Source organism: Microcystis sp. M079S1 (assembly GCF_020246425.1).
Classification (GTDB): domain Bacteria; phylum Cyanobacteriota; class Cyanobacteriia; order Cyanobacteriales; family Microcystaceae; genus Microcystis; species Microcystis aeruginosa.
This window is the reverse complement of the sequence record NZ_JADBSZ010000251.1, coordinates 1-21,448: the sequence shown is the minus strand read 5'-3', so window position 1 is coordinate 21,448 and position 21,448 is coordinate 1. Positions and strand designations below refer to the sequence as shown.

Sequence of the window (21,448 nt, the reverse complement as noted above, 5' to 3'; positions counted from 1 at the left end):
TAAATCCTTATCTGGCAAGAGATTTAATTGATTAGTTCGCTCTAGATAGAAAACAATTAACAAAAATCGCCAAATGTCTTTCTCTATAAGAGTTTCATTCCTTATAACCCTGTACGTTGCATAAGACAAACCGAAGAGCCATAATCTCCGTGTCCTCTGTGTCTCTGTGGTTAATTACACTTCGTTTCTGAATAGTCACCAATAATTATAGGTTCTTTGTTGGGAATTTTGACAATAATTTCGACAGTTCCACCTAAGGCGTTAACTACTTCGCGCAGTGTATTTAGCTCTAGATTTTGCTCTTGTTTAAGTCTAGGTACTATTGATTGCTGTACTTCAAGATGCTCTGCCAATTCTGATAAAGATAAACCTAGTTTTTCCTGCAAATACTTAAGCGTAAGTTCCTCCAGATAAATTTGGGAAGCTCTTGCTTTAATAATTGCTTGTCGTTCTCCACAAAGTTTATTAAATTCTTCCGAGAAGTTGGTATATTCTTTCATGACTTTTCTTCCTTAAGTTTTTCCAGATATTTTTGATAACGTTGATCTGCTATAGGAATATTTTCTTTGTACCATCTTTTGTTACCTGACTTGTTCCCCCCAACAAGTAAAATTGCTTGTCGATGAGGATCAAAGGAAAATAAAACACGCCAAGGTTCACCTTTATACTGAAGACGAAGCTCTTTCATATTCTTAAAAGAAGATCCTTCAATGGTATCAACTCGTGGTCTCCCCAGTGCTGGTCTAAGTTTCATCAATACAGTTAAAACAGCAAATACTTCATTTTGAAGTCCCTGTTCTTGTTGATAAAACCAGAACCTAAAATCTGGATCAAATATAATATTCCATTCCATAACTATAATATAGTCTGTACATAAAATAATGTCAAGCTTTCAGTTAAACATTCGGCTCTCTTGCCATCATCAGTATAAATTATAACATCGGTGAATAATCTCTGTGTTCTTTGTGTCTCTGTGGTTAATTACCCTCGATAATCTCCGTACCTCGCTCCAACTCGAAAATGCTATGATAAAAACAAACTATCACTTCTGATCAAGTATGGACACACAAAACCCTCACTCAACTGTAGAATCAGACGATTTAATCAAAGAACTTGAGGAACCTTTAATCATGACTAACTTAAACAATCATTCAACCTCTAACACATCCGAAGAGCCTGAGTTATCAATGGAAGAACTCGATGCTAAATGGGATGCACTAGAAAATGACCCTGAATTTCGCAAAAAACCTTTTTGGCAAAGAATTGTAGAAATTGGTAACGTTGTTCCCCAATCAGAATGGCGAAAACACTTACCTACAGACTTTGCGCGTAATTTTGAACACTATATGTACGGCGCACCGAGAGAAGATGAGGAAGAATGAAACAAATTTTCGCAAAACATTTACCTGACCAGATAATTTAGGTTATCATTAACTTATTCTCTTTAATCTAAAAGGAAACTTTAATCATGACTAACTTAAACAATCATTCAACCTCTAACACATCCGAAGAGCCTGAGTTATCAATGGAAGAACTCGATGCTAAATGGGATGCACTAGAAAATGACCCAGAATTTCGCAAAAAACCTTTTTGGCAAAGAATTGTTGAGATTGGTAACGTTGTTCCCCAATCAGAATGGCGAAAACACTTTCCCAGAGACTTTGCGCGTAACGCGGAACATTATATGTACGGCGCACCGAGAGAAGATGAGGAAGAATGAGAAAAATTTTCTTAGATACCTTCTATTTAAAAGCGTTAGCTGATAGAGGAGATAATGCTCATAGACTTGCTATAAGTATGGTAGCAAGACTGGGTAACTTTAGAGGTGTTACCAGTGAAATGGTTCTGACAGAATTACTCAATGCTTTATGCAGTAGAGGGGAATTTTTGCGTAAATCAGCTATTCGTCTAACTCATGATTTACGCAATGACAGCAAAACCATAATCATTCCCCAAACCAGTGAACAATTTCAGCAAGCTTTTGATTTTTACCAAAGACGATTAGATAAAGGATACAGTTTAACTGATTGTGCTTCCATGCAGATTATGAGACAACTGGAAATCTCTGAAATATTAACCTTTGATAAGCATTTTCAGCAAGAAGGATTTAGCGCATTACTCAGAGAATAGTCACTAAACTTTACTTCACTTTAATTTTTTCCTCGCTTCATATAACCATTGCTCCTCCTCCGTATTAATTTCCCTCCCTTCGGCTAATTTAAGACATTTACGCCAATTTTCCTGAGATAATTTCTTGTCTTCTTTTTCTAAAAGTTGAGCATAAATACAAAAAGCAGCACCGGGATTGCGGATAAATTTCTGATAAGCTGGATTTTCAGCGATACCAATAGCAACTAAAAGATTAGGAACTGCATCTTCACTGCGATTTTGCTTAAATCTGGCCCAGCCTAGATTTTTATAAATACTATATTTTTGTACTGCTAAATTGCGTTTCTCCTCTTCAGTAAATTGGTCTAGTTTTTCATCTTTTTCTGCTAATAATCTCTTGGCTTTTTCCAGTAACTCTACTGCTTCTGCATTCTTATCATCTCGCAGATACCAATAAGCGAGATTATTATAAGCATCTATAAAACCACCTTTTGCCGCAATTAAATAGTGTTTTTTCCCATTAGTCAAATCCTGTAACTCTTCGTAAAGTGTTGCCAACTTATAATGAGCATCTAAATTATCTGGGTTTAACTCAATTGCTTTTAAATACTTCTCTTCGGCTGAAGCTAAATTAGGAAATTCTTGACTTGCTGGCGGAGGAGATTGTAAACGGTTGCCTTCTTGCTTATAAAGCTCAGAAAACCAAGAGAAATTTAGATAAATTCCCAAGAGAATAGCAAAGACTATTACTGTTACAGAAAACTGTATTTATTCATACCAATGTTCAGCAATCCCAAGCAATTTCATTAACTTAACAAAACCCTTCTGGCGCGTCCGTGTGAGAGCATTTTCAGTTTGTAATAAAGAAATGAAAGTCGAAAAAATAACACCCCCTATTTCTAGCAAACCTGAACCACCACTAAGAAACCGAGTAGCAATCGTTCCGATTAATGTAAAATTAACCCCTAATAAAACCAGTTTACCGCTTCTCAATAGCCAATCAAAGCGATTGCAAGGATGCAGAGATTCCCTACTTTCTAAATGCCACCACCAAGCCTGAGCAGACATAGGTAAAGTCTCCCGATATTCAGCTAAGTCAAGAACTTGAGTAATTTTGTAGCTTTTCTGTTTTAATCTATTATCTTGTTCGATTAATTTTGACGACATATCAACCGAAATTTCCGCCTCAGCTTCCATTTGTTTATTAAGAGCATCTCTGGCGGCAATAATTTCTAAAGCCTGTGCTTTTTTCAGAGATTTATTATGAGAAGTATCTAAATAATTTAGAGCATTCTGGTAACGCTCTAAAGCAACTTGAAAGGGTGTCGGCACAGGTGCAGGAGAATTCATATTATACAATCCTAAAAGTTTAGTTTCTTTCACTGTTTGAGGGTAAAAAATACTCCAGCAAAACTGGCTGCTGATACTAAATCCTGTTTAAAAAGTATAGGAAAGTGGGAAGATGGGGCAAAAAACCAAAGAAATTAGGAACCATAGGTCCCTAATTCCTGTAGTATATGCCATTGTATGTAACGGGCTTGGAGAGACTCGAACTCCCGACCTTGTGGTCCGTAGCCACACGCTCTAATCCACTAAGCTACAAGCCCTTGTTTTTCTCAACAGTAAACTACTATAGCACAGGTTCATTCAATGACGCAAGAGGGTAAAGAAAAATTATCTCATCTCGACAGCCAAGGCGAGGCCCAGATGGTGGATGTATCGGAGAAAATGCCCACTAAACGCACTGCTATCGCCCTAGGACAAGTGAGAATGCTAAAAACGACTTTTGAAGCCATAGAACAGGGAAATGCGCCAAAAGGTGACGTTTTAGGGACGGCCAGACTAGCGGGAATTATGGCGGCCAAACAAACTTCCTGTTTAATTCCCCTTTGCCATCCCTTACCCCTGCAAAAAATCAATGTTCAGATTATCCCGAAAGCAGAGTTACCCGGCTACGAAATTCGGGCAGAAGTGGTGACAAAATCGGAAACTGGGGTAGAAATGGAAGCTTTAACGGCGGTATCTGTGGCAGCCTTGACTTTATACGATATGGCTAAAGCGTTAGAAAAATCAATCCTGATTGAAAATATCCGTCTGCTGAGTAAAACAGGAGGAAAATCAGATTATCACAAGGATTCCCTGTTGCGATGAAAACCCTGGTGCATCTCACATTTGCAGAAATACCGACAATCAGCAATTATCAGTGACTCTTAAATTATTACAGATGGGTCAGCGGCTGCGTGTAAGCATCCCACCGAAAAACTAATGCGCGGGGGGTTTGGGGGCGGCGCCACGCCCCCAACGGGGGGTTTGGGGGGTAGAACCCCCCAAAGGCTTGGATTGAGTGATAAAATCGGAAGTAATGACCGATTTTAGCCGAGAGTGTGGGAGCATCTCATTTATGCAAGTGAGTAATTATACTTGTCCCTAAAACTGGTTTCTAGCAAGGCTTTTAAAATAGATTGACATAAAACCTGATTTAGGGGTTACAAAGGTGAGATGCTCCCGATAGTTTACCCATAAAAATCCCAACTTGGTAGATTGACAAAAATGAGATGCAGCCTAAAAAACCTAAGTAACCCCTTCTAATTTTTCATCGGTCAATTGATATAATTCCTGTAATTTCTCTAATTTGTCGGGGTCTGCTTGCCAAAAACCGCGACCCTGTGCTTCTAACATTCTACCGACAATATTACGGAAAGCTTCGGGATTAGCTTGACGCAATTTTTCCGCCATTTCTGCATCAAAAGCGTAGGTATCGGCTGCCTGATCATACACCCAATCGTCACTAAAATTAGCCGTACCGCCCCAACCAATTAAAGCGGTCATTCTTTGGGAGATTTCGTAGGCCCCACCGGAACCTTGATTAACCATGGCATTGGCCCATTTAGGATTGAGTAATTTACTGCGGTATTCTAAGCGCAAAACCTCCTCTAATTTGCGGGGAGTTGTATCATTGGAAAAACTCTCAACAAAACTCGTCATCACCCGTTTACCGCTTTGTTTTTCTGCGGCTAATTTTAATCCTCCTGTATTGCCGTAGTATTCCTGAATATCGGTTAAACCGTATTCTACCGAGTCAATTTCTTGGATAATACTTTCACTGGTTTTTAATAACTGTTGTAGCACTTCTGGCCGCGCTTGTCCCTTATCTTGACGACCATAACTAAAAACATTACGCTTTTCCCAAGTTTTCGCTAATTCGTTGTCATTGTCCCAATTTCCCTCCACTACTTGGTCATTAACTAAAGAGCCAAAATCCCCGGCAGGATTGGAAAATAAACGAGCGCTGGCATTGTCAATTCCTTGACTTTTTAAGGCTAAATAGTGCTTACGGATATAATTATCATTTTCCGATTCTTCTATCTCGGCTGCCCGCTGCATTAAATCATCCAATAACTCGATAATATTGATAAAAGTATCCCGAAAAATTCCCGATAAATTAGCCAGAATATCGATGCGCGGGTGTCCAATTTCCCCTAAAGGTTTTAATTCATACCTGACAATTCTTCCTGTTCCCTCTTTCACCGGTTCCGCACCGACTAATTCTAAGAGAATACCCAGGGATTCACCCTTAGTTTTAATCACATCTAATCCCCAGAGTAAAACTGCTACAGTTTCGGGATATTTTCCTTTTTCAGTTAAGTTTTGTTCTAGCAGTTTTTTGGCGATTTCTCGTCCGCGAGTGTAGGCTGCGGGGGAAGGCATCCGGTAGGGGTCTAAAGCGTGTATATTGCGTCCTGTGGGCAAAACTCCCGCACCATCCCGGAGTAAATCACCCCCCGGTGCCGGTGGTACATATTCCCCATTTAATCCCCGCAAAAGATTAGTTAATTCTTCGCTATTTTGTCCTAATAAATTTTTAATAGCAATGCCTTCTTTAAGCTTTTCATTGGTTGCTTCGTCAGCGAGAATTTGCTGAAATTCTCGCTCAGATAAATCGGTGAAATAAGCATCAAGATAACCTTTTAATTCTTCCTGATTAGGAGCAGTTCCTAGGGTGTGTAAACCCGAAGAAAATAGTCTTTGTTCGACGATTTGTAGGTAATTATACACCTTGACAAAATAATCGGTTAGTGCATAGCGGCTAAATAATTTGGCATTTTCTAAAGTGAATTCTATTCCCTGTTTTTCTGCTTCCAGAAAAGGACAATCTTTAGAGATACCTGTATCAATAATCTTTTGGAGGATACTATCTCTTAAAGCGTAATTTTTCTCAGGATTTTCTCGAAACTCTGCAATCAAATCTCGTAAAATCATCAATTCTTTATATAATCCCGCTCGTCCGTAGGGAGGCACATTATGGGAAATTAACACCCCATAGCCGCGACGTTTAGCTAGGATAGATTCCGAGGGATTATTAGCAGCATAAATATATAAATTCGGTAAATCTCCTAATAAAATATCTGACCAAGAATAACCAGTATTTCCTAGTGGTGAACCGGGCAGCCATTCGACAGTTCCGTGCATACCAAAATGAATGATCGCATCGGTCTTAAAATCTTTCTGTAACCACTGATAAAAGGCTGCATACTGAGGGTGAGGAGTTAAATCTTTTTCAAACATTAACCGCATCGGATCCCCGGCAATTCCTAAAGGTGGCTGGACTCCAATCCAGATATTACCTAACTCAATTCCCCCTAAATGATACTGGTTGCCAACAGTTTTTATCCCCGCATCTTTCAGAGATTTCCAGTGTTTTTCAATGCGAGAGGTTAACAGATAACCTAGCCAATTTTCTAAAGTTTCTATCGATAAACGATTTTGTTTAGAGAGATTTTCATCATCGGCAAATTTAACTTTTTGAATAATTTCTTCCCCGTCTTCGGGAATTGTTCCCACATGATAACCCTGCGCTTGTAAAGCTTGTAAAAACTTAACTAAACTCCGGGGAACATTTAATAAAGCTGCCGTACCAACTGCCCCATAACCCGGGGGAAATCCATAGAGAATGATGGCTATTTTGCGTTCTTGCGGAGGGGTTTTATGTAACTTAATCCAACTGTTTAAACGTCCAGTTAAACGCTGTAATCTTTCGGGGATTAAATAGATAGTTTCCCCCACTAATCCCCCCAGAGGAATCGTATCAATTGCTCCATCTAATTCAGGTAAAGCGTATAGAACCACACTCTGTAAACCACCGATTCCCTGTCTTGTCCAAGAATAAATATCTTGAATCAATAAAGGGGCAGCGATAAGATAAGGAATATTTTTAGCGGACAGAATTCGTTTAGCCACTTCTACCTGTCTTCCTGCTTCCATAGAACCCGCAGGACCCCCCACCAAAGGAAAGCCAATCGTCGAAACAATTGCATCTACTGTCACCGCATCTTCACTTAAAGAAGGAGTTTCAATAATTCCTTTTTTTCTTTGCTGAATTTCGTAGTCTGTGGTTAACCAATCCCGAACAATTGTATGGCCTTCTACTCCGTTAATAAACACGGGTAGGGGAATTAAATTAGCCGTTTCAAAATGACGGATTAATTGATTAATATAGGGTAGTTTACTGATAACGTGCTTCCGATAAAGCAGCAGTGCCACCACTGGTTTATCAAGAGATTTATTTTTTTTATACCAAGCTAAATATTCTTGGGGAGTGAGAAAATAACCCTGATAATCGGGGTGTAATAGTCCCTTATTGGGAGTTTCGATAACTTCGGGTATTTCTCGTACTTTTAATCCTAGATATTTTTGGGCAATTACCCAACACATAGCGGCAACATTTTCCGTTCCTCCCGCATTCCAATAACCGTAAATAATTAACCAGTTACGCAAATCTTGAACTTTTTTAGCGGGAATAAATTTCAGTAGTTTCGGACCGGTTTTGAGGAAACTAAGATAACCAGCTAACTTATCTTCTTCCTTGCCACTGGAAAATTTACTCAAGATAAATTGAATTGGTTTTGGCATTCCTTTTGGTTTATCCCCGATGGCAAATTCTCCCAAACGGGTTAAACTCATTAACTCTAAAGCAGACTCAAAAACTAAGCGAATGGGAATCTGTGCCGCTCGTTGCCGCAGCCAAGTAACTTGATCGTAATCGAAGATCAAACTAGCAAAAAAAACGTCGGCAGTGGCTAAAGCTTGCTCGACTATTTCCGGTTCGCTAGTCAAGGATTTATCGCTAAATACTTTTACTTCTAAATCGGGACATTTAGAACTAGCCAACAGGCCCGATTGCCGATATAAATTCCTGTTAAAGGTTTCAAAGCCAACAATTAAAACAATGCTTTTCATAAGAATATATTTTTAGACCAATCAGGGTGGGTTATCCTGCCTGAAAACACCCCCTGAAATGATCATAACGACAAATTAATAATAACTGCCGGATTTGCGATGATGGATAGCGGTTAAACCCTGGTGTAAAACCTTGCCTTTTTCTGCGATCGCATAAATCAGCCAATGATCACCGCACTCCATTCGTTGTTCTACCCGACATTCCAGATAAGCGAGCGCTTCGGCCAGAATCGGCCCACCGTTCTCAGCTTTAGTGGTTTCGATATTAGCGAAACGATCTTCCCCTGGAGTAAAAGGTTTAAGAAAATGTTTCATTAAAGCCAAATGTTGACCTTCTTGGAGGATATTAAGGACAAAAGGCGTACCGCTATAAAGCAGAGACTCGATCGCTCGTTCTTTCGCCACGGCAATAGTCAATCCGGGGGGGGTGAACGTCGCTTGCGACACCCAAGAGGCTAACATGGCGCCGCGCAATTCCCCCAATTCGCAGGTGACGATACAGAGAGAACCCACCAAACGGCCCAGAGCCTGCGATCGCCGATCGCTTTGGGATTGGTTAACATTAGTTTTCGGTTGTCTGCTTTTGCGAGCTTTTTTGACTGCTTGAGCGAAATCGGTTCCCGCTTCCTCACAGGTCTTTAAAATTGCCTCCGTGGGCTTAAATTTAACCCGAATTGGCTCAAAACCGAAGCGATAGCCGCCATCCCGGAATTTACCTTCCAAAAGATCGATCGCTTCACCACTCCAACCGTAGGAGCCAAAAACCCCCACCAGCTTGCTTTTATCGCCATTGGACAGGGTAATCCCCAAGGCGGTTTGGATGGGAGTGGGTGCGTGTCCTCCCAAAGTGGGGGAACCAAAGATAAAACCGACACTTTTTTCGATCGCCGTTTTGATCTCGTCTGGTTCGGCGAACTCGGCATTAATCGCCGTGACTGCTACTGCCGCTTTCGTGATCCCCATGGCGATCGCTTGAGCGAGGGTGGCGGTGTTGCCGTAGGCACTAGCATAAATCAGGGCGATTGTCAACTCTTGGGACTTTTGTACTGCTAACCATTGTTGATAGGAAAGGGTCAATTCGTGCATCCCGTAACGCACCAGAGGACCGTGACCAACGGCATAAAATAAGGGCGATTTAGGGGCTAATTTCTCCAAAGCGTTGCTAATTTGGCTGGCATAGGGAGCCATGAGACAATCAAAATAATAACGCCGATCTTCGTTATAAACGCTCCAACCCTCATCAAAAATTTGGTCGCCACAAACGTGCGCTCCGAATAATTTATCGGTGTAGAGAATCTCAGTTTTGCTGTCGTAGGTACAGAGTTGATCGGGAAATCTGGGGTTAGGAGTGGGGATAAATTCTAATTGATGGTTTGCTCCTAAATTTAATATTTCTTCCCCCTTGACAACGAACAGATTTAATGCTTCGGTTTCGAGAATTTTTTTCAGGGAAATTGCCCCCGGATTAGAACAAACAAAAGTGACTTGAGGAGCGATTTCTAAAAGTGCCTTGAGGGTGACGGCACGATTGGGGTTAACGTGACCGAGGATAATATAATCAATAGTTTTCGGATCGATTCTTTTAGTTAAAGCCTCTAAAAATATAGCCGAGAATGATTCCCCCGGTGGATCAAAAAGAGCGACCTTTTCACTTTTAATCAGATAACTATTGGCGGTGGTTCCCTTTTGTAATCCGTATTCGATCTCGAATTTTAACCGGTCCCAAGTGCGGGAACGAAAGACAAAAGTATCGGCGGCGATCGGTGCTACTTGTACATCTCTCGGTTTGACAATTGCATTATTCATAATTTTAGTTACCAGTTATCAGTTAAGTAGTCAAGTAGTTAAGCGGCAACTTGAGGCTGTGATCATTTTTTACTAGGCAAGTTTGGCATCAAAGTCAACACTTGATTTTTGACTAAATACAGCCTTTTATCGCTGGGGACGAGTGGGGAAATTTATAGGTTATCTTGCCAGCCGGAAGGACATCAATATCTAAAGTACACTATCTCTGGGAAGAAACCTAGCTTCTAGCAATTTGCTCGCGGGTAACGATACCCCTCTGGGGGGATTTGCCAGTCTATTGAGAAATTCTAAAGGGAAGGTGATCCCCAGAAGCGAGGTGCTAGTCTGAGGAAAACCCTGCTCTCTCCCTATCAGGCAAAGTTTTTATGAGCTATCAGCACTCGTCTTTTGACTGCACTAGCGCCAATTTTGAGAAAGCCGCTTTGACTCATTTTCGCGCTCTTGTGGCTTTTTTACCGGATAATTGCCGTGTTTACCGACAAACCTGGGAATTCTCTACGGTTCTCTGTCTCGATTTTCTAGCCTGTTTGCAGGGACTAGCAATCACTCATCAAAATTTCTCCCATCTAGTTAGGGTGACACAAGAACTGGGTTTAGGTCAAGCAATTATTTTGAAAGTAGGCAATAAAATCGTTGAGTGGCATCGTTTAACAGTCTAGAAAAAAATCGGCTCTCTCTGTTCTTTGTGTCTCTGTGGTTTATCTTTAACGCTTATAACTACCTCTTACCTCTGGGTGCATCTCATTTTTGCACTCTCAAAAATTAATTATGCAAGAACTCTATAGTAGGGTTGATTCATGAATCAACCCTACCCAAACCCTAGAGCGCATTGGTTTTTCGGTGGGATGCTTACAGGCAGCTGCTGATATGTCTGTAATAATTTAAGGGTCACTGATAATTGCTGATTGTCGGTATTTCTGCAAATGTGAGAGGCACCCCTTGCCTCTTGTCTATCCTAACCAAGAAGTTAATTTTGTCCTATCTAGAACTGTTTGAGTCTAGAAAAAGCCCCGATAATTTGACCAAGGCTAATACCACCATCATTAGTGGGAACAGTTTGCTGCCAGTAGGGTTGAAATCCCGAAGCTTGTAGGCGATTAATTGTTCTTTCCGTCAGATAACGATTTTGAAAACAGCCTCCCGTCAGGAGAATTTTTTCTCTACCTATTTGGTGAGCAATTTCTACAATAATCTCACTTAAACTATTATGAAATTTAGCGGCAATTATGCCGATTTGTACTTGTTTTTCTAAATCCTCAACAACTCCTAAAATTAGCTGATTCCAATCAATAACTATGGGTGAGTCAGCTGATAAAGAAAAATTATAATATTCTTCCGTTTTAATGCCATCAAGGGCAAATTCTAACTGCATTGCTGCCTGTCCCTCAAAACTTAATTGATAACATAAACCTAGAATCGCCGCCACACCATCAAACAAACGCCCGACACTAGAAGTTAAAGGACAATTAATTTTTTTGGTTAACATTTGCCTAAAAATCGACCATTCCTGTTCACTAAAAGCTGATTTTATCCTATCGGTATTTTCCATAACTTCTAGTAATCCTAAAGCCACTCGTCTGGGTTCTTTAACCGCTTTTTCTCCTCCCGGTAATGGCCAGGGTTTAAAATGGGCGACTCGCTGCCAAGAATCGGCAGCAATATGGATAAATTCTCCCCCCCAAATTGTGCCATCTAAACCGTATCCTGTTCCATCCCAAGCAACCCCTAAAACTGGAGGTTGTAGCTGATGTTCTGCCATGCAGGATAAAACGTGAGCGTAATGGTGTTGAATGGGAATAACGGGTAAATTTAAACTATAAGCGTACTTGGTTGCTAGATATTCAGGATGGGCATCACAGGCGATAATTTCCGGTACAAACTCGTATAATTTTTTTAAACTATCGAGGATATTTTCAAAATGATTAACGGCATTAACTGTATCTAAATCGCCGATATGTTGACTAATAAAAACTTGATTTTTTTGATAGATAGCCACGGTATTTTTAAAATAACTTCCCACGGCCAGAATCGGGGGAAAATCTCCATCATTAACTTTAACAGGAAAGGGAGCATATCCCCGCGCCCGCCGCAAAATCATCGCTTTTCCCGCCATTTCCCTGATAATAGAGTCATCCACTGGTCGAAGGATGGGACGATTATGAACTAGAAATAAATCGGCGATAGTTCCCAATTTTTCTAAAGCTTCTTTTTCCTCGATACAGATGGGTTCATCGGCTAGATTACCACTGGTTGCTACGATAGGAAAGCCTAATTCTGCCAATAAAAGATGATGTAGGGGAGTATAGGGTAACATGACTCCTAGATAGGGATTACCCAGAGAAACGGCAGCAGAAAGATAATTTTTTCGCTGTTTAATCAGGACAATTGCCGCTGCAGGAGACTGCAATAATTGCGATTCTAAAAAAGATACATAACCGTGGTTTTTCACTAAATCAAGATTAGGATACATCACGGCAAAAGGCTTATCCGGTCGCTGTTTACGTTGTCGCAATTTTTGCACTGCTTCCGTATTTCTTGCATCGACGACTAGGTGAAATCCTCCTAATCCTTTGATCGCCATAATTTTTCCCTGTTCAATTGCTCTAGCAGTAGCGATTAAAGCTTGATTTTTTTCCGCTAATACACATCCTTGACTATCTAAAAGACTAATTTGGGGTCCGCAACGAGGACAGGCATTCGGTTGGGCATGAAAACGGCGATCCAGAGGGTTTTCGTATTCCCTTTGACATTCGGGACACTGATTAAAACCCCTCATAGTTGTGGCACTGCGATCATAGGGCAAACTCTCGATAATACTGTAGCGAGGACCGCAGTTAGTGCAGTTAGTAAAAGGATAGCGATAACGACGATTATTAGGGTCAAAAATATCGGCTAAACAATCGGGACAAGTGGCTAAATCGGGCAGAACAATTGTATTCTTTTCACCGCCGCTGCTAGGACGTATGCTAAAGTTTTGATAACCGACGGGATTTAACCATTGAGTCTCAATATTTTCAATTAGCGATCGAGGTGGTTTTTCTAAAGATAATCGAGTCAAAAAAGTTTCTAGTTTGTCTCGATTGCCCTCGACTTCAATAAAAACTCCCGCTGCTGTGTTATTCACCCAACCGGCTAAGTTTAATTCCGTTGCTAATCGATAAACAAAAGGACGAAAACCGACCCCTTGTACTGCCCCGCGCACAATTAAAGCTAATCGCTGCTCGGATTGAATGCTCTGATTATTCATAAATAATTTAACGGAGAAATCATCAAATCTATCCCTGATTACTTTTCCCGTTATACTAAACTTTCACTAATCACCCGACAGCATTCTTCCACACTGGCCCTTTTTTCCATAGCTATCACTAAAGCTTGATAGGCAGTCTGTTGTTTTTCTAAAAGAGTTTTTGCCTGTAATAAACTCCAGCGCTCTTTTTGGGCATAATTATTCTCGGAAACCCCCGCTAATTTTAAGGCCGATTGCAGATAAAATCGATCGCTTTCTCCCCCTGCCGCTTTACCATAAACTAAGGTTTCGGCAGCAATTCCCGCCATCCACACCGTGGAAATTCGCTCTAAAAAAGCAGGAAAATCAGTAAAGTTCTTGACTTTTTGCTCTAAATCTGCTAGGTCAAATTGAACACCGCCGACTCCCTCCTGGCCTTGACGAAAGGCTTCCCAAGCGGTCAAACTATAACTGGCGATCGGAATGCCCAAAATATAAGCGGTGAGAAAATGTCCGGCTTCGTGGTAAATAACTCTTTGACGGTGTTTACTAGGAGAAAGAGCATCCAGTAGTAAAGTCACGCCCCGGTTATTAAAGGTGAGAGTATCAACGGTAACTAATCCCAAGAGGCTAAAAGTAGCCAAAGCGGGGACAAAAGGCGAAATAGACAGCAAAGGGGTGACAAATACGGAAAGAGTGATCGAAAAAACGGTAATCGCGATCAGATTTAAAGCTGTCTGTTCCATAAAAATTAATAAAAATATACAAATGCTTAATACTATGTTACATTGCCTAGTTTTATTTTCCCCGAATTAACCAACCAATTACCCCACCCACAACAGCAGTCACAATCGATATACCGATCTGTTTCCAGTTTTTTACCTCCCCAATTTTTTCGGCTAAATCGGGAATTTTTCCCACGGATGCCTCGATGAGTTGCACTCTTTCATTTAAACCGGTGATTTTTGCGTCTAAAGTCCTGATTTCTCCCTTAATTTCCGTCTGTCCTATCTCTAAGACCTGAATTTCTCTTTTGATCTCTCCGATGCTATTCTCGATCGCTTTTTGTCCATTCTCCAAAGAGGTTAAACGAGTTTCGATCGCTTTTTGTCCACTCTCCAGAGAAGTTAAACGAGTTTCGATCGCTTTTTGTCCATTGATAATCAGATTTTCTAACCTTTTTAGGTCATTTTCCGTAAAAGCCGTCATCAGCTAAACTCCTAATAGATTAATTTTTTCTCGTCTTGAGATTGAGTCGATCGTTGACTAATTTAATTATGGAGTCAAAATCAAGCTGTTACCCATTGATAGTTCTAGGTTCGACGCGGCAATAGGGATTTAGGGTGATAGGCAAATTTCCCCCACTTCCCCAATTCCCCACTTCCCCTTTAGCATAAATAAACATTATTGTTTTCCTGTATGGATAACTTTTATTGATGAATATTGATCGCACTATCCAAGAGGCAATAGGGATTTAGGGTGATAGGCAAATTTCCCCCACTTCCCCACTTCCCCATCTCCCCTTTACCATAAATAAACATTATTGTTTTACTGTATGGATAACTTTTATTGATGAATATCGCTCGCACTATCCAAGAGGCAATAGGGATTTAGGGTGATAGGGAAATTTCCGCTAAATCCCTCACCTCCCCACTTCCCACACTCCCTACTCCTGTCTCCTGTCTTCTAAATTCTGCTGTATTGTTTCCCCTCATGAATATTGATCGCACTATCCAACTAGCTCATCAATTAGCGGACACTTCTGGAGAGATTATCCGGCGCTATTTTCGGCAGCCCCATCTAGAAACCGAGACAAAACTCGAGCAAGTTTCCTCAATAGTAACAATCGCCGATCAAGAAGCTGAGGAGGCGATGGTGGCGATTATTCGGCGAGAATTGCCTGAAGATGGCGTTATTCGGGAAGAAGGAGCTAATATTCCCTCCCAAAGTGGTCGTTATTGGGTATTGGATCCGATCGATGGCACATCCTCTTTTGTCAAAGGATTGCCTATTTTTGGGACTTTAATCGGCCTAGTGGCAGAAAATCAACCGATTTTAGGAATTGTCGATCAACCGATTTTAGGCGATCGCTGGTTAGGAGTGAAGGGAAAAGCGAGTCTTTATAATAACCAGATGATTGTTAATCCCTACCGTCAAGATCGGGAACTTGTCTTAAAAAATGCCTGTTTAGCCTCCACCACCCCCTTAATGTTTATCACAGAACGACAACAGGCGATCGCTCGTCAGCTGCAAAGCGTCTGTAAACGTACCGCTTTTGGGGGTGATTGCTATAACTATATGATGTTAGCCACCGGCTGCACTGCCATGCCGATGGTAATCCTAGAATCAGACCTGAAATACTACGATTTTTGTGCTTTAATCCCGATTATTGAAGGTACGGGCGGAATAATTAGCGATTGGTCTGGTAGTCCCCTAAAAGCTGATTCTAGCGAAGTTTTAGCCGTCTCTAATTCCGGTTTATGGCGGCAGGTTTTAGAACAAATCAGCAGAGTGGGTTAGTGCGAATGCCAAGATAATTAATCAACAGCTAACCCACCCCCGCAGCAATTAAACGGTGGCTAATTGAGGTTGGGGACGTTTGCTGTTACGGATACCTTCGATCGCCGTCCCGTAATCGGGGGCATTAAATACCGCCGAACCTGCTACAATCGCATTAGCACCCGCTTCGAGAACTTGCCAAGTATTAGCCGGTTTTAAGCCGCCATCCACTTCAATCCAGGGATCCAAGCCTCTTTCATCGCACATTTGACGTAATTGACGGATTTTGGGGACAACTTCCGGGATAAAACTCTGGCCACCAAAACCGGGGTTAACGCTCATAATTAGGACTAAATCGCACAAATGCAGCACATATTCGATTAAATCTAAGGGAGTGGAGGGATTTAATACCACACCCGCTTGTTTACCGAGTTCGCGGATTTGGCAAAGAGTACGATGGAGGTGGGGAGAAGCATTATGTTCAGCGTGAACAGAAATAATGTCAGCACCCGCTTTCGCAAAGTCAGCCACATATTTTTCTGGTTCCACGATCATTAAATGCACATCTAAAGGTTTTTTCGTATAGGGACGAATAGCGGAGACAATCAGGGGTCCAATGGTGATATTCGGGACAAAACGACCATCCATCACATCAACGTGAATCCAATCTGCTCCTGCCTTATCCACAGCCTCGATATCGGCTCCTAATTTACTAAAATCCGCCGATAGGATCGAGGGAGAGACAACGATCGACTTCGAGCTTCCGTTTTGGGTCATGGCTAACTATAGAATTTCGTGTTTATATTTTCGTAACAATCTTATCAGCAATCAGTGATCAGTGATCACTAATCGGATTTGAGTTTTCAGTCGGGGTAATCCCAGAGCATTTTGTATAAATTGTAACAGACAAAAATTTGTGATTGTTGTAAGACAATAACCGCTACTGACAATCAAGCATTTCTACTCTAAAATAAAAGATATTGCCATCCCTGTTAGGGAATTTATTAGAAACTTGAGGTATATAAGTGTGACATAATCACAGTTTCGCATTTAACCTTCATAACCTGAAATATGAATATCATTGACGCTTTAAATCTCAAAAAACCCCAAGATTACCCCTCTAGAGAAGCTTATCAGCAAGACGTTGTCAAAGCGGTACAGGTCTTAATGCGTTTAGGTATTATGGATAGTCCCTCGGCCGATTTAACCGGTTCCCTAGACTCTATCCTTGAGAAATTACAAGAGGATGAACTGGCTATCTACGGTAGAAAACGCAGTAAACAAGAAATTATCGCCGATTTAAAGCAAGTTAATAGTGAAATTGCCGAACTCGATCGAGAAATAGCTGACTTAGAATGGCAAATTGCGCTCAAAAAAGCTGAAATAGCCGTTAATGAGGTTTTTTATCTTGATTCTGTTTCGGTTTCTCCAAACTGAGCGCAATAATCATCCGCACTAATAAACTTCATCGTGAGTCCCAATTGACTCTAAAAGAATTGCCTGTTTCTGCTCATATTCAACGAATTTAAAGACAATTCTTAAATCATAGCCCACACTACAAGCATAAGAATCTTTAAGCTCCCCTTTTAATTTGTGTGTTCTTAATCGAGGTTGAAATGGATCTACGGATAATAAAGCTAAAGTTTCTTGGATATTTTGAGCTAAAAAAGCCTGTTTTTTCACAATTTTTCGAGCATTTCTAATAAATATATTGGAGCGTAATAAAACAAAATTCACGAAAGGATTTCCTCCATGATTTGTTCAGGTGTCAGGGGTTGACATTGACCTTGTGCAAATTCTTGTTGAGCTTCTTGAACATCTCTAATCAACTCTGTTCTTTTTTGATCTCGAAGACGATTCTGTAAGATATGAATGAGATTTTCTTGATCTTCAAGGGGAAGTTGCTCGGCTGCTTCTAAAATCTCTGCAAAGGTTGTTTGTATTGCCATTTTCTTAAGGGGCGATCAATTAAACTATCTAGAATTTACAATCAAGGATAAAAATAGCGATAGTTACCGTATAAACATTCATTATATCGACATTTTTTTTCTAGTCAACTATTTATAACTAACTATATTATGCCCAAACTTATATCCCACATTCCGCACCCTAGTCGTTGAAATCAAAAGTTGCTCTAGCCCTTGTATAGTAAGACTTTTAGCGATTACTAAGAATTATGAAGTGTCACACTCTAGTCAGCGATCGCCAGCTTAATGAGAGTTTATCTCAATAATTTGGTATCAGAGCTATCAGATTTTTAGGGCTAATTGTGCATCTGCTGGGCAAACAAATTAGCCTGTAATTCAGAGCCGGCAATCGTTTTGACGATTTAGATAAAATTTTCAATGTGACACTTTAGGGTGCGGAATGTGGGTTATATATACAATCAATATATACATAACCTATATGTATAATATATACATAACGAACGCCTGTTCCCCAGTTTTAAGAATTGCCTAGGGGACAATTCATAATTATAAATCAGCAACGCCGAGAATCGAACCTATAATGGAGAGAAGTATTCTTCAGAGTCAACAATATGTCACTTAGTGAACTGTTGCCCACAGTTAATCAGTTATCTCGCCAAGATAAGCTTCGACTCATTCACTTTCTGCTCCTAGCAGTCGCCAAAGAAGAGGGATGCAGCCTAGAACCAACTAGAGAACCCGATCCGGAAAATGTACTGCTTGAGCAACTCGCATCCACTGAAGCCGTGCTATGGTCGCCTCAAACCGATAGCGCAGCAGTGCAGGCATTGTCGGAGCTTCTGATTGCTGCAAAGGGAACATCCAATGCTTGATGGACAACGCTATTCATTTACTGAACGAAGAGACAACCTAGGGCGATTTAGCCGTTACAATGCTTGAAGATAATCGGCTTTGCCGCAATCCAGATATGAATGCTAATTGTGCAAAGTATCCACAAGTTAACTTGGTTCGGAGTTTGAAGAATTGCTCAGAAGACAATTCATAATTAAAATCAGCCAAGCCGAATCATCTAAGGACTAATATGAATTTGACTGAGAATATAACGCAAGCGATCATAATCATCCTTAAGTAAAACACTTAACTGTCTGCCCACATTCACTAACCATTGTCGATCGGCTTGACGCAATTGATACATCTGACGGATAGAAGCAGCTGCCAAAGCTTCCACGGGAGTATTTTTGACCTGTAATAAAATTCGTAAAAAGTCTAATTGTTCACTAAAATAAACCACTTCTAACGACTCACATTGATAAACCGCCTGATGAATTTGTGGGGGACGGGGAGGAATATATTGATAGATATAACCTCGCCCGGCACCATTGCCATTAAATTGTCCGGGTAAGGTTTCAAAACCGACAATAGTTGCCCGAAATTCCGTTTTTAACATAGCGAAAATCTGCGGCTGTTGTTCCCGCAATTCAGCCAAAGATAACCCCAAAGCTCTAGCGCGATGTACCGAATCGATGGGGGCAGTGGTGGCAAAGGTGACAATCCCAAAAATCTTATTACCCGTTTCTTCATCGTAGGCTTTTACCCAACTACCAAAAGCGGGCATAAAAGGAAAGTTTAACTCCTCTGGTTCCAAACATTGCGCTAAAAACTCGGTCGTCGTCGTCTCAATAACTTCGGCGATATGATCGGGATGGCGGTTATCCGTGGCCAATTGCGGTAAGGGTGGACGCATGGTTATTTTTTGCCTTTAGCTGGGGCAATAATTACTTCTTCTAATTCCGAGAGATTAAAGGTGACTAACTTATCCCAGTTGCCCCCCTCAAAAAGAACGGCCACTTTCCCATCGCTTAAACGCTGGGCTAAACCTTCAAATTTATAGTAGGTATCATCGGGATTGGTGACTCGAACGGTACTACCTGGCAAAATCATAGGATTGACGACGAAATTATAATTACTGTCTTTTAGCTTATCAAAAATTAGTTATCGCTCGTCGGTCGTCGGCCGGCAATAAGAGGCATGAGGGGATTTGGCATCATCCCCGGACGAAAGGCTGTTTACCGATAACTGAAAAAAGCTCCCCACTTCCCCAACACTGAATAATAGGTTCCCATCTCAGTGATCTGCGCTACCATTCGGGGTAAATTCAAGCGATCTCCAGACACCTATGATCAAGGTTCTCCTGTTGAATGCCTCCTAAGAACCGCTAAATATTACCAGTTGGTGGCGCGCGATCTTTTTATTGTTGAAAGGAAAAGCTGAATCCCTAGAACATAGCGGAAAAGTGGTTTGTCGTGACTTACCCCTACCTTCTGTTATCCGTCTTAGGCAATACGTCCCTGTTCTCTACCCGATCAGGCGATCGCAATTCGTTCTTCAGGCGACAATTGTTGTACTGCTTAAATAAGCTGTTCTAAAGTTAAGGGAATGGTTCTCATCGATTTTGCTTTATTTATAATTTGCTCTATTCAACCCTCAACCCCAGCCACAGGCGAGCGCACTAACTCGTAGAGTGAGCTTTTCGATAGCGTAACGCACCAATTTAATAATAAAGTTAGTGCGTGGGGTGCGGATTGTTAATTTGAGTTTTTTATCAAAGATAATCGCCGTCTAACACACCCTACAAGATCGGCGTACTGCTAGGCAGTGCCTTCGGCATCGCACTCAATAAGTCATTGGGGGGACAAATTTAATATTTTTCCTTGGGTTGACTCTAAAATTGAATCTCGGATAAAAGAACTAGCATTAGTAATCTCTAGGCCAATTAATTCTCCTAAATCATTAAGTTCAGCCGTAATATTTGGATTAATTTCTACACTGTTAGCTTCTGGTTCATCAGAAATAGTTAAATGAAGAATGTCTTCTTGTTCAAAGTATCTCATTTTAGGTTTGCTCATGGATAGTATATCTCCCAGTTGTTAGGCGAAATCGAATTTGTTGGCGTGTTGTCGCATGAATGGTGACAGGAGTTATAAAATTATCATCGTATTCATAAGGAATAATTACTAAACGATTATCATGCTTGCCTACGGCAATAAGACGACCCGTTTCAGTATCGTAGTACCTTTCTCCAGAGTATTTGAGAATCTCTTCTATTTTAGCAAGTTCAAATCCTCTCAGTTTGGCTCGATATTGTAAGTAATCCGACCAGATAATATTCGGCATTATGAGCAGACTTTGCTAATTATCTGTTATCTATTTTAATCTAAATTCTCCTTCCCAAACCCCCAACACCGTAACCAACCGAAACCATAACCTTAAGGGTGGTGCGTTCCCCAATATCACATCATGTCGCAGTCGCAAAGGTTTCAGGGAACGCACCCGACAAGATCGGCGTACTGCTAGGCAGTGCCTTCGGCATCGCACTATTTTCACCTTCCCAATTATATCTTATTCGGTAACACAGAATGATAAAGTTGGTGCGCGGGGCGCGGATTGTTAATTTTGGTGTTTTTACCGAATTGGTAACCGCCTAACGCACCCTACAAGATCAGCGATCGCATTAAATACATTTTATTTACCTCAATAACTCTGTTGCTTCTTTTAAGACTTGAGTAATTTCAGGTTTTTGACAACTAATTACATCGTTTGGGAAATGCTTGTGATGGGTAAAAGTAGAGAGATTGGGAAAGTG

At 40.9% G+C, this 21,448-nt stretch carries 23 protein-coding genes, 1 tRNA gene and 2 pseudogenes; 9 read left to right on the top strand and 17 right to left on the bottom strand.

What is annotated here, in order from left to right:
* Positions 1-170 precede the first annotated feature (170 nt).
* On the bottom strand, positions 171-500 hold the full coding sequence (locus IM456_RS16690; protein ID WP_002791106.1) for a helix-turn-helix transcriptional regulator: 330 nt from the start codon (positions 498-500) through the stop codon (positions 171-173).
* On the bottom strand, positions 497-853 hold the full coding sequence (locus IM456_RS16685; RefSeq protein WP_287694458.1) for a type II toxin-antitoxin system RelE/ParE family toxin: 357 nt from the start codon (positions 851-853) through the stop codon (positions 497-499). The genes IM456_RS16690 and IM456_RS16685 overlap by 4 nt, the downstream gene beginning before the upstream one ends.
* Before the next feature lie 277 nt (positions 854-1,130).
* Here IM456_RS16685 and IM456_RS16680 point away from each other — a divergent pair, with 277 nt between their 5' ends.
* The 3 genes from IM456_RS16680 (at position 1,131) to IM456_RS16670 (ending at position 2,130) form a co-directional block, all read left to right on the top strand.
* On the top strand, positions 1,131-1,382 hold the full coding sequence (locus IM456_RS16680; RefSeq protein ID WP_287694460.1) for a hypothetical protein: 252 nt from the start codon (positions 1,131-1,133) through the stop codon (positions 1,380-1,382).
* 86 nt (positions 1,383-1,468) lie between these two features.
* Positions 1,469-1,720, top strand: coding sequence for a hypothetical protein (locus IM456_RS16675; protein ID WP_002774365.1), 252 nt, complete (start codon positions 1,469-1,471; stop codon positions 1,718-1,720).
* Positions 1,717-2,130 carry a type II toxin-antitoxin system VapC family toxin gene (locus tag IM456_RS16670; protein WP_002797269.1) on the top strand — a complete coding sequence of 138 codons (414 nt, stop codon included), beginning with the start codon at positions 1,717-1,719 and terminating at the stop codon, positions 2,128-2,130. Before IM456_RS16675 ends, IM456_RS16670 begins: the two co-directional genes overlap by 4 nt.
* 15 nt (positions 2,131-2,145) lie before the next feature.
* On the opposite strand, the pseudogene IM456_RS23390 reads toward IM456_RS16670, so the two are convergent.
* Positions 2,146-3,459: pseudogene (locus IM456_RS23390) on the bottom strand (tetratricopeptide repeat protein).
* A 183-nt stretch (positions 3,460-3,642) separates the two neighbouring features.
* Positions 3,643-3,716, bottom strand: a tRNA-Arg gene (locus IM456_RS16655).
* Positions 3,717-3,759: 43 nt separating this feature from the next.
* On the opposite strand from IM456_RS16655, the gene moaC reads away from it, so the two are divergent.
* On the top strand, positions 3,760-4,260 hold the full coding sequence (gene moaC / locus IM456_RS16650) for a cyclic pyranopterin monophosphate synthase MoaC (protein WP_079206075.1): 501 nt from the start codon (positions 3,760-3,762) through the stop codon (positions 4,258-4,260).
* A gap of 420 nt (positions 4,261-4,680) precedes the next feature.
* Here moaC and bchH read toward each other — a convergent pair whose 3' ends face one another.
* Together bchH and IM456_RS16640 are read right to left on the bottom strand one after the other, a co-directional pair.
* Positions 4,681-8,346 carry a magnesium chelatase subunit H gene (gene bchH / locus IM456_RS16645; RefSeq protein ID WP_287694468.1) on the bottom strand — a complete coding sequence of 1,222 codons (3,666 nt, stop codon included), beginning with the start codon at positions 8,344-8,346 and terminating at the stop codon, positions 4,681-4,683.
* A 75-nt stretch (positions 8,347-8,421) separates the two neighbouring features.
* A complete protein-coding gene (locus IM456_RS16640) occupies positions 8,422-10,152 on the bottom strand; it encodes a diflavin flavoprotein (protein ID WP_287694470.1) in 1,731 nt (576 codons plus the stop codon).
* Positions 10,153-10,517: 365 nt separating this feature from the next.
* Here IM456_RS16640 and IM456_RS16635 point away from each other — a divergent pair, with 365 nt between their 5' ends.
* On the top strand, positions 10,518-10,811 hold the full coding sequence (locus IM456_RS16635; RefSeq protein WP_149985489.1) for a hypothetical protein: 294 nt from the start codon (positions 10,518-10,520) through the stop codon (positions 10,809-10,811).
* Positions 10,812-11,134: 323 nt separating this feature from the next.
* Here IM456_RS16635 and hypF read toward each other — a convergent pair whose 3' ends face one another.
* From hypF to IM456_RS16620, 3 genes are read right to left on the bottom strand one after another with little or no spacing between them, the layout of a single operon-like run.
* The gene (gene hypF / locus IM456_RS16630) at positions 11,135-13,399 is read right to left on the bottom strand and encodes a carbamoyltransferase HypF (protein ID WP_287694473.1); all 2,265 of its coding nucleotides are present in this window, start codon (positions 13,397-13,399) and stop codon (positions 11,135-11,137) included.
* 50 nt (positions 13,400-13,449) lie between these two features.
* Entirely contained in the window at positions 13,450-14,124 is a 675-nt protein-coding gene (locus tag IM456_RS16625) for a hypothetical protein (protein WP_012268290.1), read from the bottom strand.
* Between the two features lie 52 nt (positions 14,125-14,176).
* The gene (locus IM456_RS16620) at positions 14,177-14,587 is read right to left on the bottom strand and encodes a coiled-coil domain-containing protein (protein WP_149985491.1); all 411 of its coding nucleotides are present in this window, start codon (positions 14,585-14,587) and stop codon (positions 14,177-14,179) included.
* 504 nt (positions 14,588-15,091) lie between these two features.
* Between IM456_RS16620 and IM456_RS16615 the strand changes: the two genes are divergently transcribed.
* Positions 15,092-15,898: an inositol monophosphatase family protein gene (locus IM456_RS16615; RefSeq protein WP_287694475.1), complete on the top strand. Its 807-nt coding sequence runs from the start codon at positions 15,092-15,094 to the stop codon at positions 15,896-15,898.
* A gap of 48 nt (positions 15,899-15,946) precedes the next feature.
* Here the strand turns inward: IM456_RS16615 and rpe are convergent, their stop codons facing one another.
* On the bottom strand, positions 15,947-16,654 hold the full coding sequence (gene rpe, locus IM456_RS16610; RefSeq protein WP_002759286.1) for a ribulose-phosphate 3-epimerase: 708 nt from the start codon (positions 16,652-16,654) through the stop codon (positions 15,947-15,949).
* Positions 16,655-16,948: 294 nt separating this feature from the next.
* On the opposite strand from rpe, the gene IM456_RS16605 reads away from it, so the two are divergent.
* Positions 16,949-17,314 carry a hypothetical protein gene (locus tag IM456_RS16605; protein WP_287694478.1) on the top strand — a complete coding sequence of 122 codons (366 nt, stop codon included), beginning with the start codon at positions 16,949-16,951 and terminating at the stop codon, positions 17,312-17,314.
* A gap of 18 nt (positions 17,315-17,332) precedes the next feature.
* Here the strand turns inward: IM456_RS16605 and IM456_RS16600 are convergent, their stop codons facing one another.
* Complete coding sequence (locus IM456_RS16600; RefSeq protein WP_008207104.1) at positions 17,333-17,614, bottom strand: type II toxin-antitoxin system RelE/ParE family toxin; 282 nt, start codon at positions 17,612-17,614, stop codon at positions 17,333-17,335.
* The gene (locus IM456_RS16595; RefSeq protein ID WP_159293831.1) at positions 17,611-17,826 is read right to left on the bottom strand and encodes a hypothetical protein; all 216 of its coding nucleotides are present in this window, start codon (positions 17,824-17,826) and stop codon (positions 17,611-17,613) included. The genes IM456_RS16600 and IM456_RS16595 overlap by 4 nt, the downstream gene beginning before the upstream one ends.
* Positions 17,827-18,416: 590 nt before the next feature.
* Here IM456_RS16595 and IM456_RS16590 point away from each other — a divergent pair.
* A complete protein-coding gene (locus IM456_RS16590; RefSeq protein ID WP_149985496.1) occupies positions 18,417-18,677 on the top strand; it encodes a hypothetical protein in 261 nt (86 codons plus the stop codon).
* Positions 18,678-18,874: 197 nt separating this feature from the next.
* Here IM456_RS16590 and IM456_RS16585 read toward each other — a convergent pair whose 3' ends face one another.
* Positions 18,875-19,549, bottom strand: coding sequence for an HAS-barrel domain-containing protein (locus tag IM456_RS16585; RefSeq protein ID WP_002759297.1), 675 nt, complete (start codon positions 19,547-19,549; stop codon positions 18,875-18,877).
* A gap of 2 nt (positions 19,550-19,551) precedes the next feature.
* Positions 19,552-19,746 (bottom strand): NAD(P)H dehydrogenase subunit NdhS, encoded by a 195-nt coding sequence (locus IM456_RS16580; RefSeq protein WP_002759298.1) that lies wholly within the window; start codon positions 19,744-19,746, stop codon positions 19,552-19,554.
* Between the two features lie 280 nt (positions 19,747-20,026).
* Here IM456_RS16580 and IM456_RS16575 point away from each other — a divergent pair.
* Positions 20,027-20,164: pseudogene (locus IM456_RS16575) on the top strand (HNH endonuclease); the annotation flags it as partial.
* A gap of 322 nt (positions 20,165-20,486) precedes the next feature.
* On the opposite strand, the gene IM456_RS16570 reads toward IM456_RS16575, so the two are convergent.
* From IM456_RS16570 to IM456_RS23385, 3 genes are all read right to left on the bottom strand, one after another.
* Complete coding sequence (locus IM456_RS16570) at positions 20,487-20,696, bottom strand: DUF2283 domain-containing protein (RefSeq protein WP_223211798.1); 210 nt, start codon at positions 20,694-20,696, stop codon at positions 20,487-20,489.
* A 1-nt stretch (position 20,697) separates the two neighbouring features.
* Entirely contained in the window at positions 20,698-20,979 is a 282-nt protein-coding gene (locus tag IM456_RS16565; RefSeq protein WP_061431492.1) for a hypothetical protein, read from the bottom strand.
* A 352-nt stretch (positions 20,980-21,331) separates the two neighbouring features.
* Positions 21,332-21,448, bottom strand: a 117-nt coding sequence (locus IM456_RS23385) for a toxin-antitoxin system TumE family protein (protein ID WP_353737746.1), incomplete at its 5' end; no start/stop codon positions are given.

Coding starts and splice junctions, on each gene's coding strand:
- IM456_RS16690 (WP_002791106.1), bottom strand. CDS start 500: ATGAAAGAATATACCAACTTCTCGGAAGAATTTAATAAACTTTGTGGA.
- IM456_RS16585 (WP_002759297.1), bottom strand. CDS start 19,549: ATGCGTCCACCCTTACCGCAATTGGCCACGGATAACCGCCATCCCGAT.
- IM456_RS16605 (WP_287694478.1), top strand. CDS start 16,949: ATGAATATCATTGACGCTTTAAATCTCAAAAAACCCCAAGATTACCCC.
- IM456_RS16635 (WP_149985489.1), top strand. CDS start 10,518: ATGAGCTATCAGCACTCGTCTTTTGACTGCACTAGCGCCAATTTTGAG.
- IM456_RS16565 (WP_061431492.1), bottom strand. CDS start 20,979: ATGCCGAATATTATCTGGTCGGATTACTTACAATATCGAGCCAAACTG.
- IM456_RS16625 (WP_012268290.1), bottom strand. CDS start 14,124: ATGGAACAGACAGCTTTAAATCTGATCGCGATTACCGTTTTTTCGATC.
- IM456_RS16615 (WP_287694475.1), top strand. CDS start 15,092: ATGAATATTGATCGCACTATCCAACTAGCTCATCAATTAGCGGACACT.
- IM456_RS16670 (WP_002797269.1), top strand. CDS start 1,717: ATGAGAAAAATTTTCTTAGATACCTTCTATTTAAAAGCGTTAGCTGAT.
- rpe (WP_002759286.1), bottom strand. CDS start 16,654: ATGACCCAAAACGGAAGCTCGAAGTCGATCGTTGTCTCTCCCTCGATC.
- IM456_RS16595 (WP_159293831.1), bottom strand. CDS start 17,826: ATGGCAATACAAACAACCTTTGCAGAGATTTTAGAAGCAGCCGAGCAA.
- IM456_RS16590 (WP_149985496.1), top strand. CDS start 18,417: ATGTCACTTAGTGAACTGTTGCCCACAGTTAATCAGTTATCTCGCCAA.
- IM456_RS16680 (WP_287694460.1), top strand. CDS start 1,131: ATGACTAACTTAAACAATCATTCAACCTCTAACACATCCGAAGAGCCT.
- bchH (WP_287694468.1), bottom strand. CDS start 8,346: ATGAAAAGCATTGTTTTAATTGTTGGCTTTGAAACCTTTAACAGGAAT.
- IM456_RS16640 (WP_287694470.1), bottom strand. CDS start 10,152: ATGAATAATGCAATTGTCAAACCGAGAGATGTACAAGTAGCACCGATC.
- moaC (WP_079206075.1), top strand. CDS start 3,760: ATGACGCAAGAGGGTAAAGAAAAATTATCTCATCTCGACAGCCAAGGC.
- IM456_RS16580 (WP_002759298.1), bottom strand. CDS start 19,746: ATGATTTTGCCAGGTAGTACCGTTCGAGTCACCAATCCCGATGATACC.
- IM456_RS16685 (WP_287694458.1), bottom strand. CDS start 853: ATGGAATGGAATATTATATTTGATCCAGATTTTAGGTTCTGGTTTTAT.
- IM456_RS16620 (WP_149985491.1), bottom strand. CDS start 14,587: ATGACGGCTTTTACGGAAAATGACCTAAAAAGGTTAGAAAATCTGATT.
- IM456_RS16675 (WP_002774365.1), top strand. CDS start 1,469: ATGACTAACTTAAACAATCATTCAACCTCTAACACATCCGAAGAGCCT.
- hypF (WP_287694473.1), bottom strand. CDS start 13,399: ATGAATAATCAGAGCATTCAATCCGAGCAGCGATTAGCTTTAATTGTG.
- IM456_RS16570 (WP_223211798.1), bottom strand. CDS start 20,696: ATGAGATACTTTGAACAAGAAGACATTCTTCATTTAACTATTTCTGAT.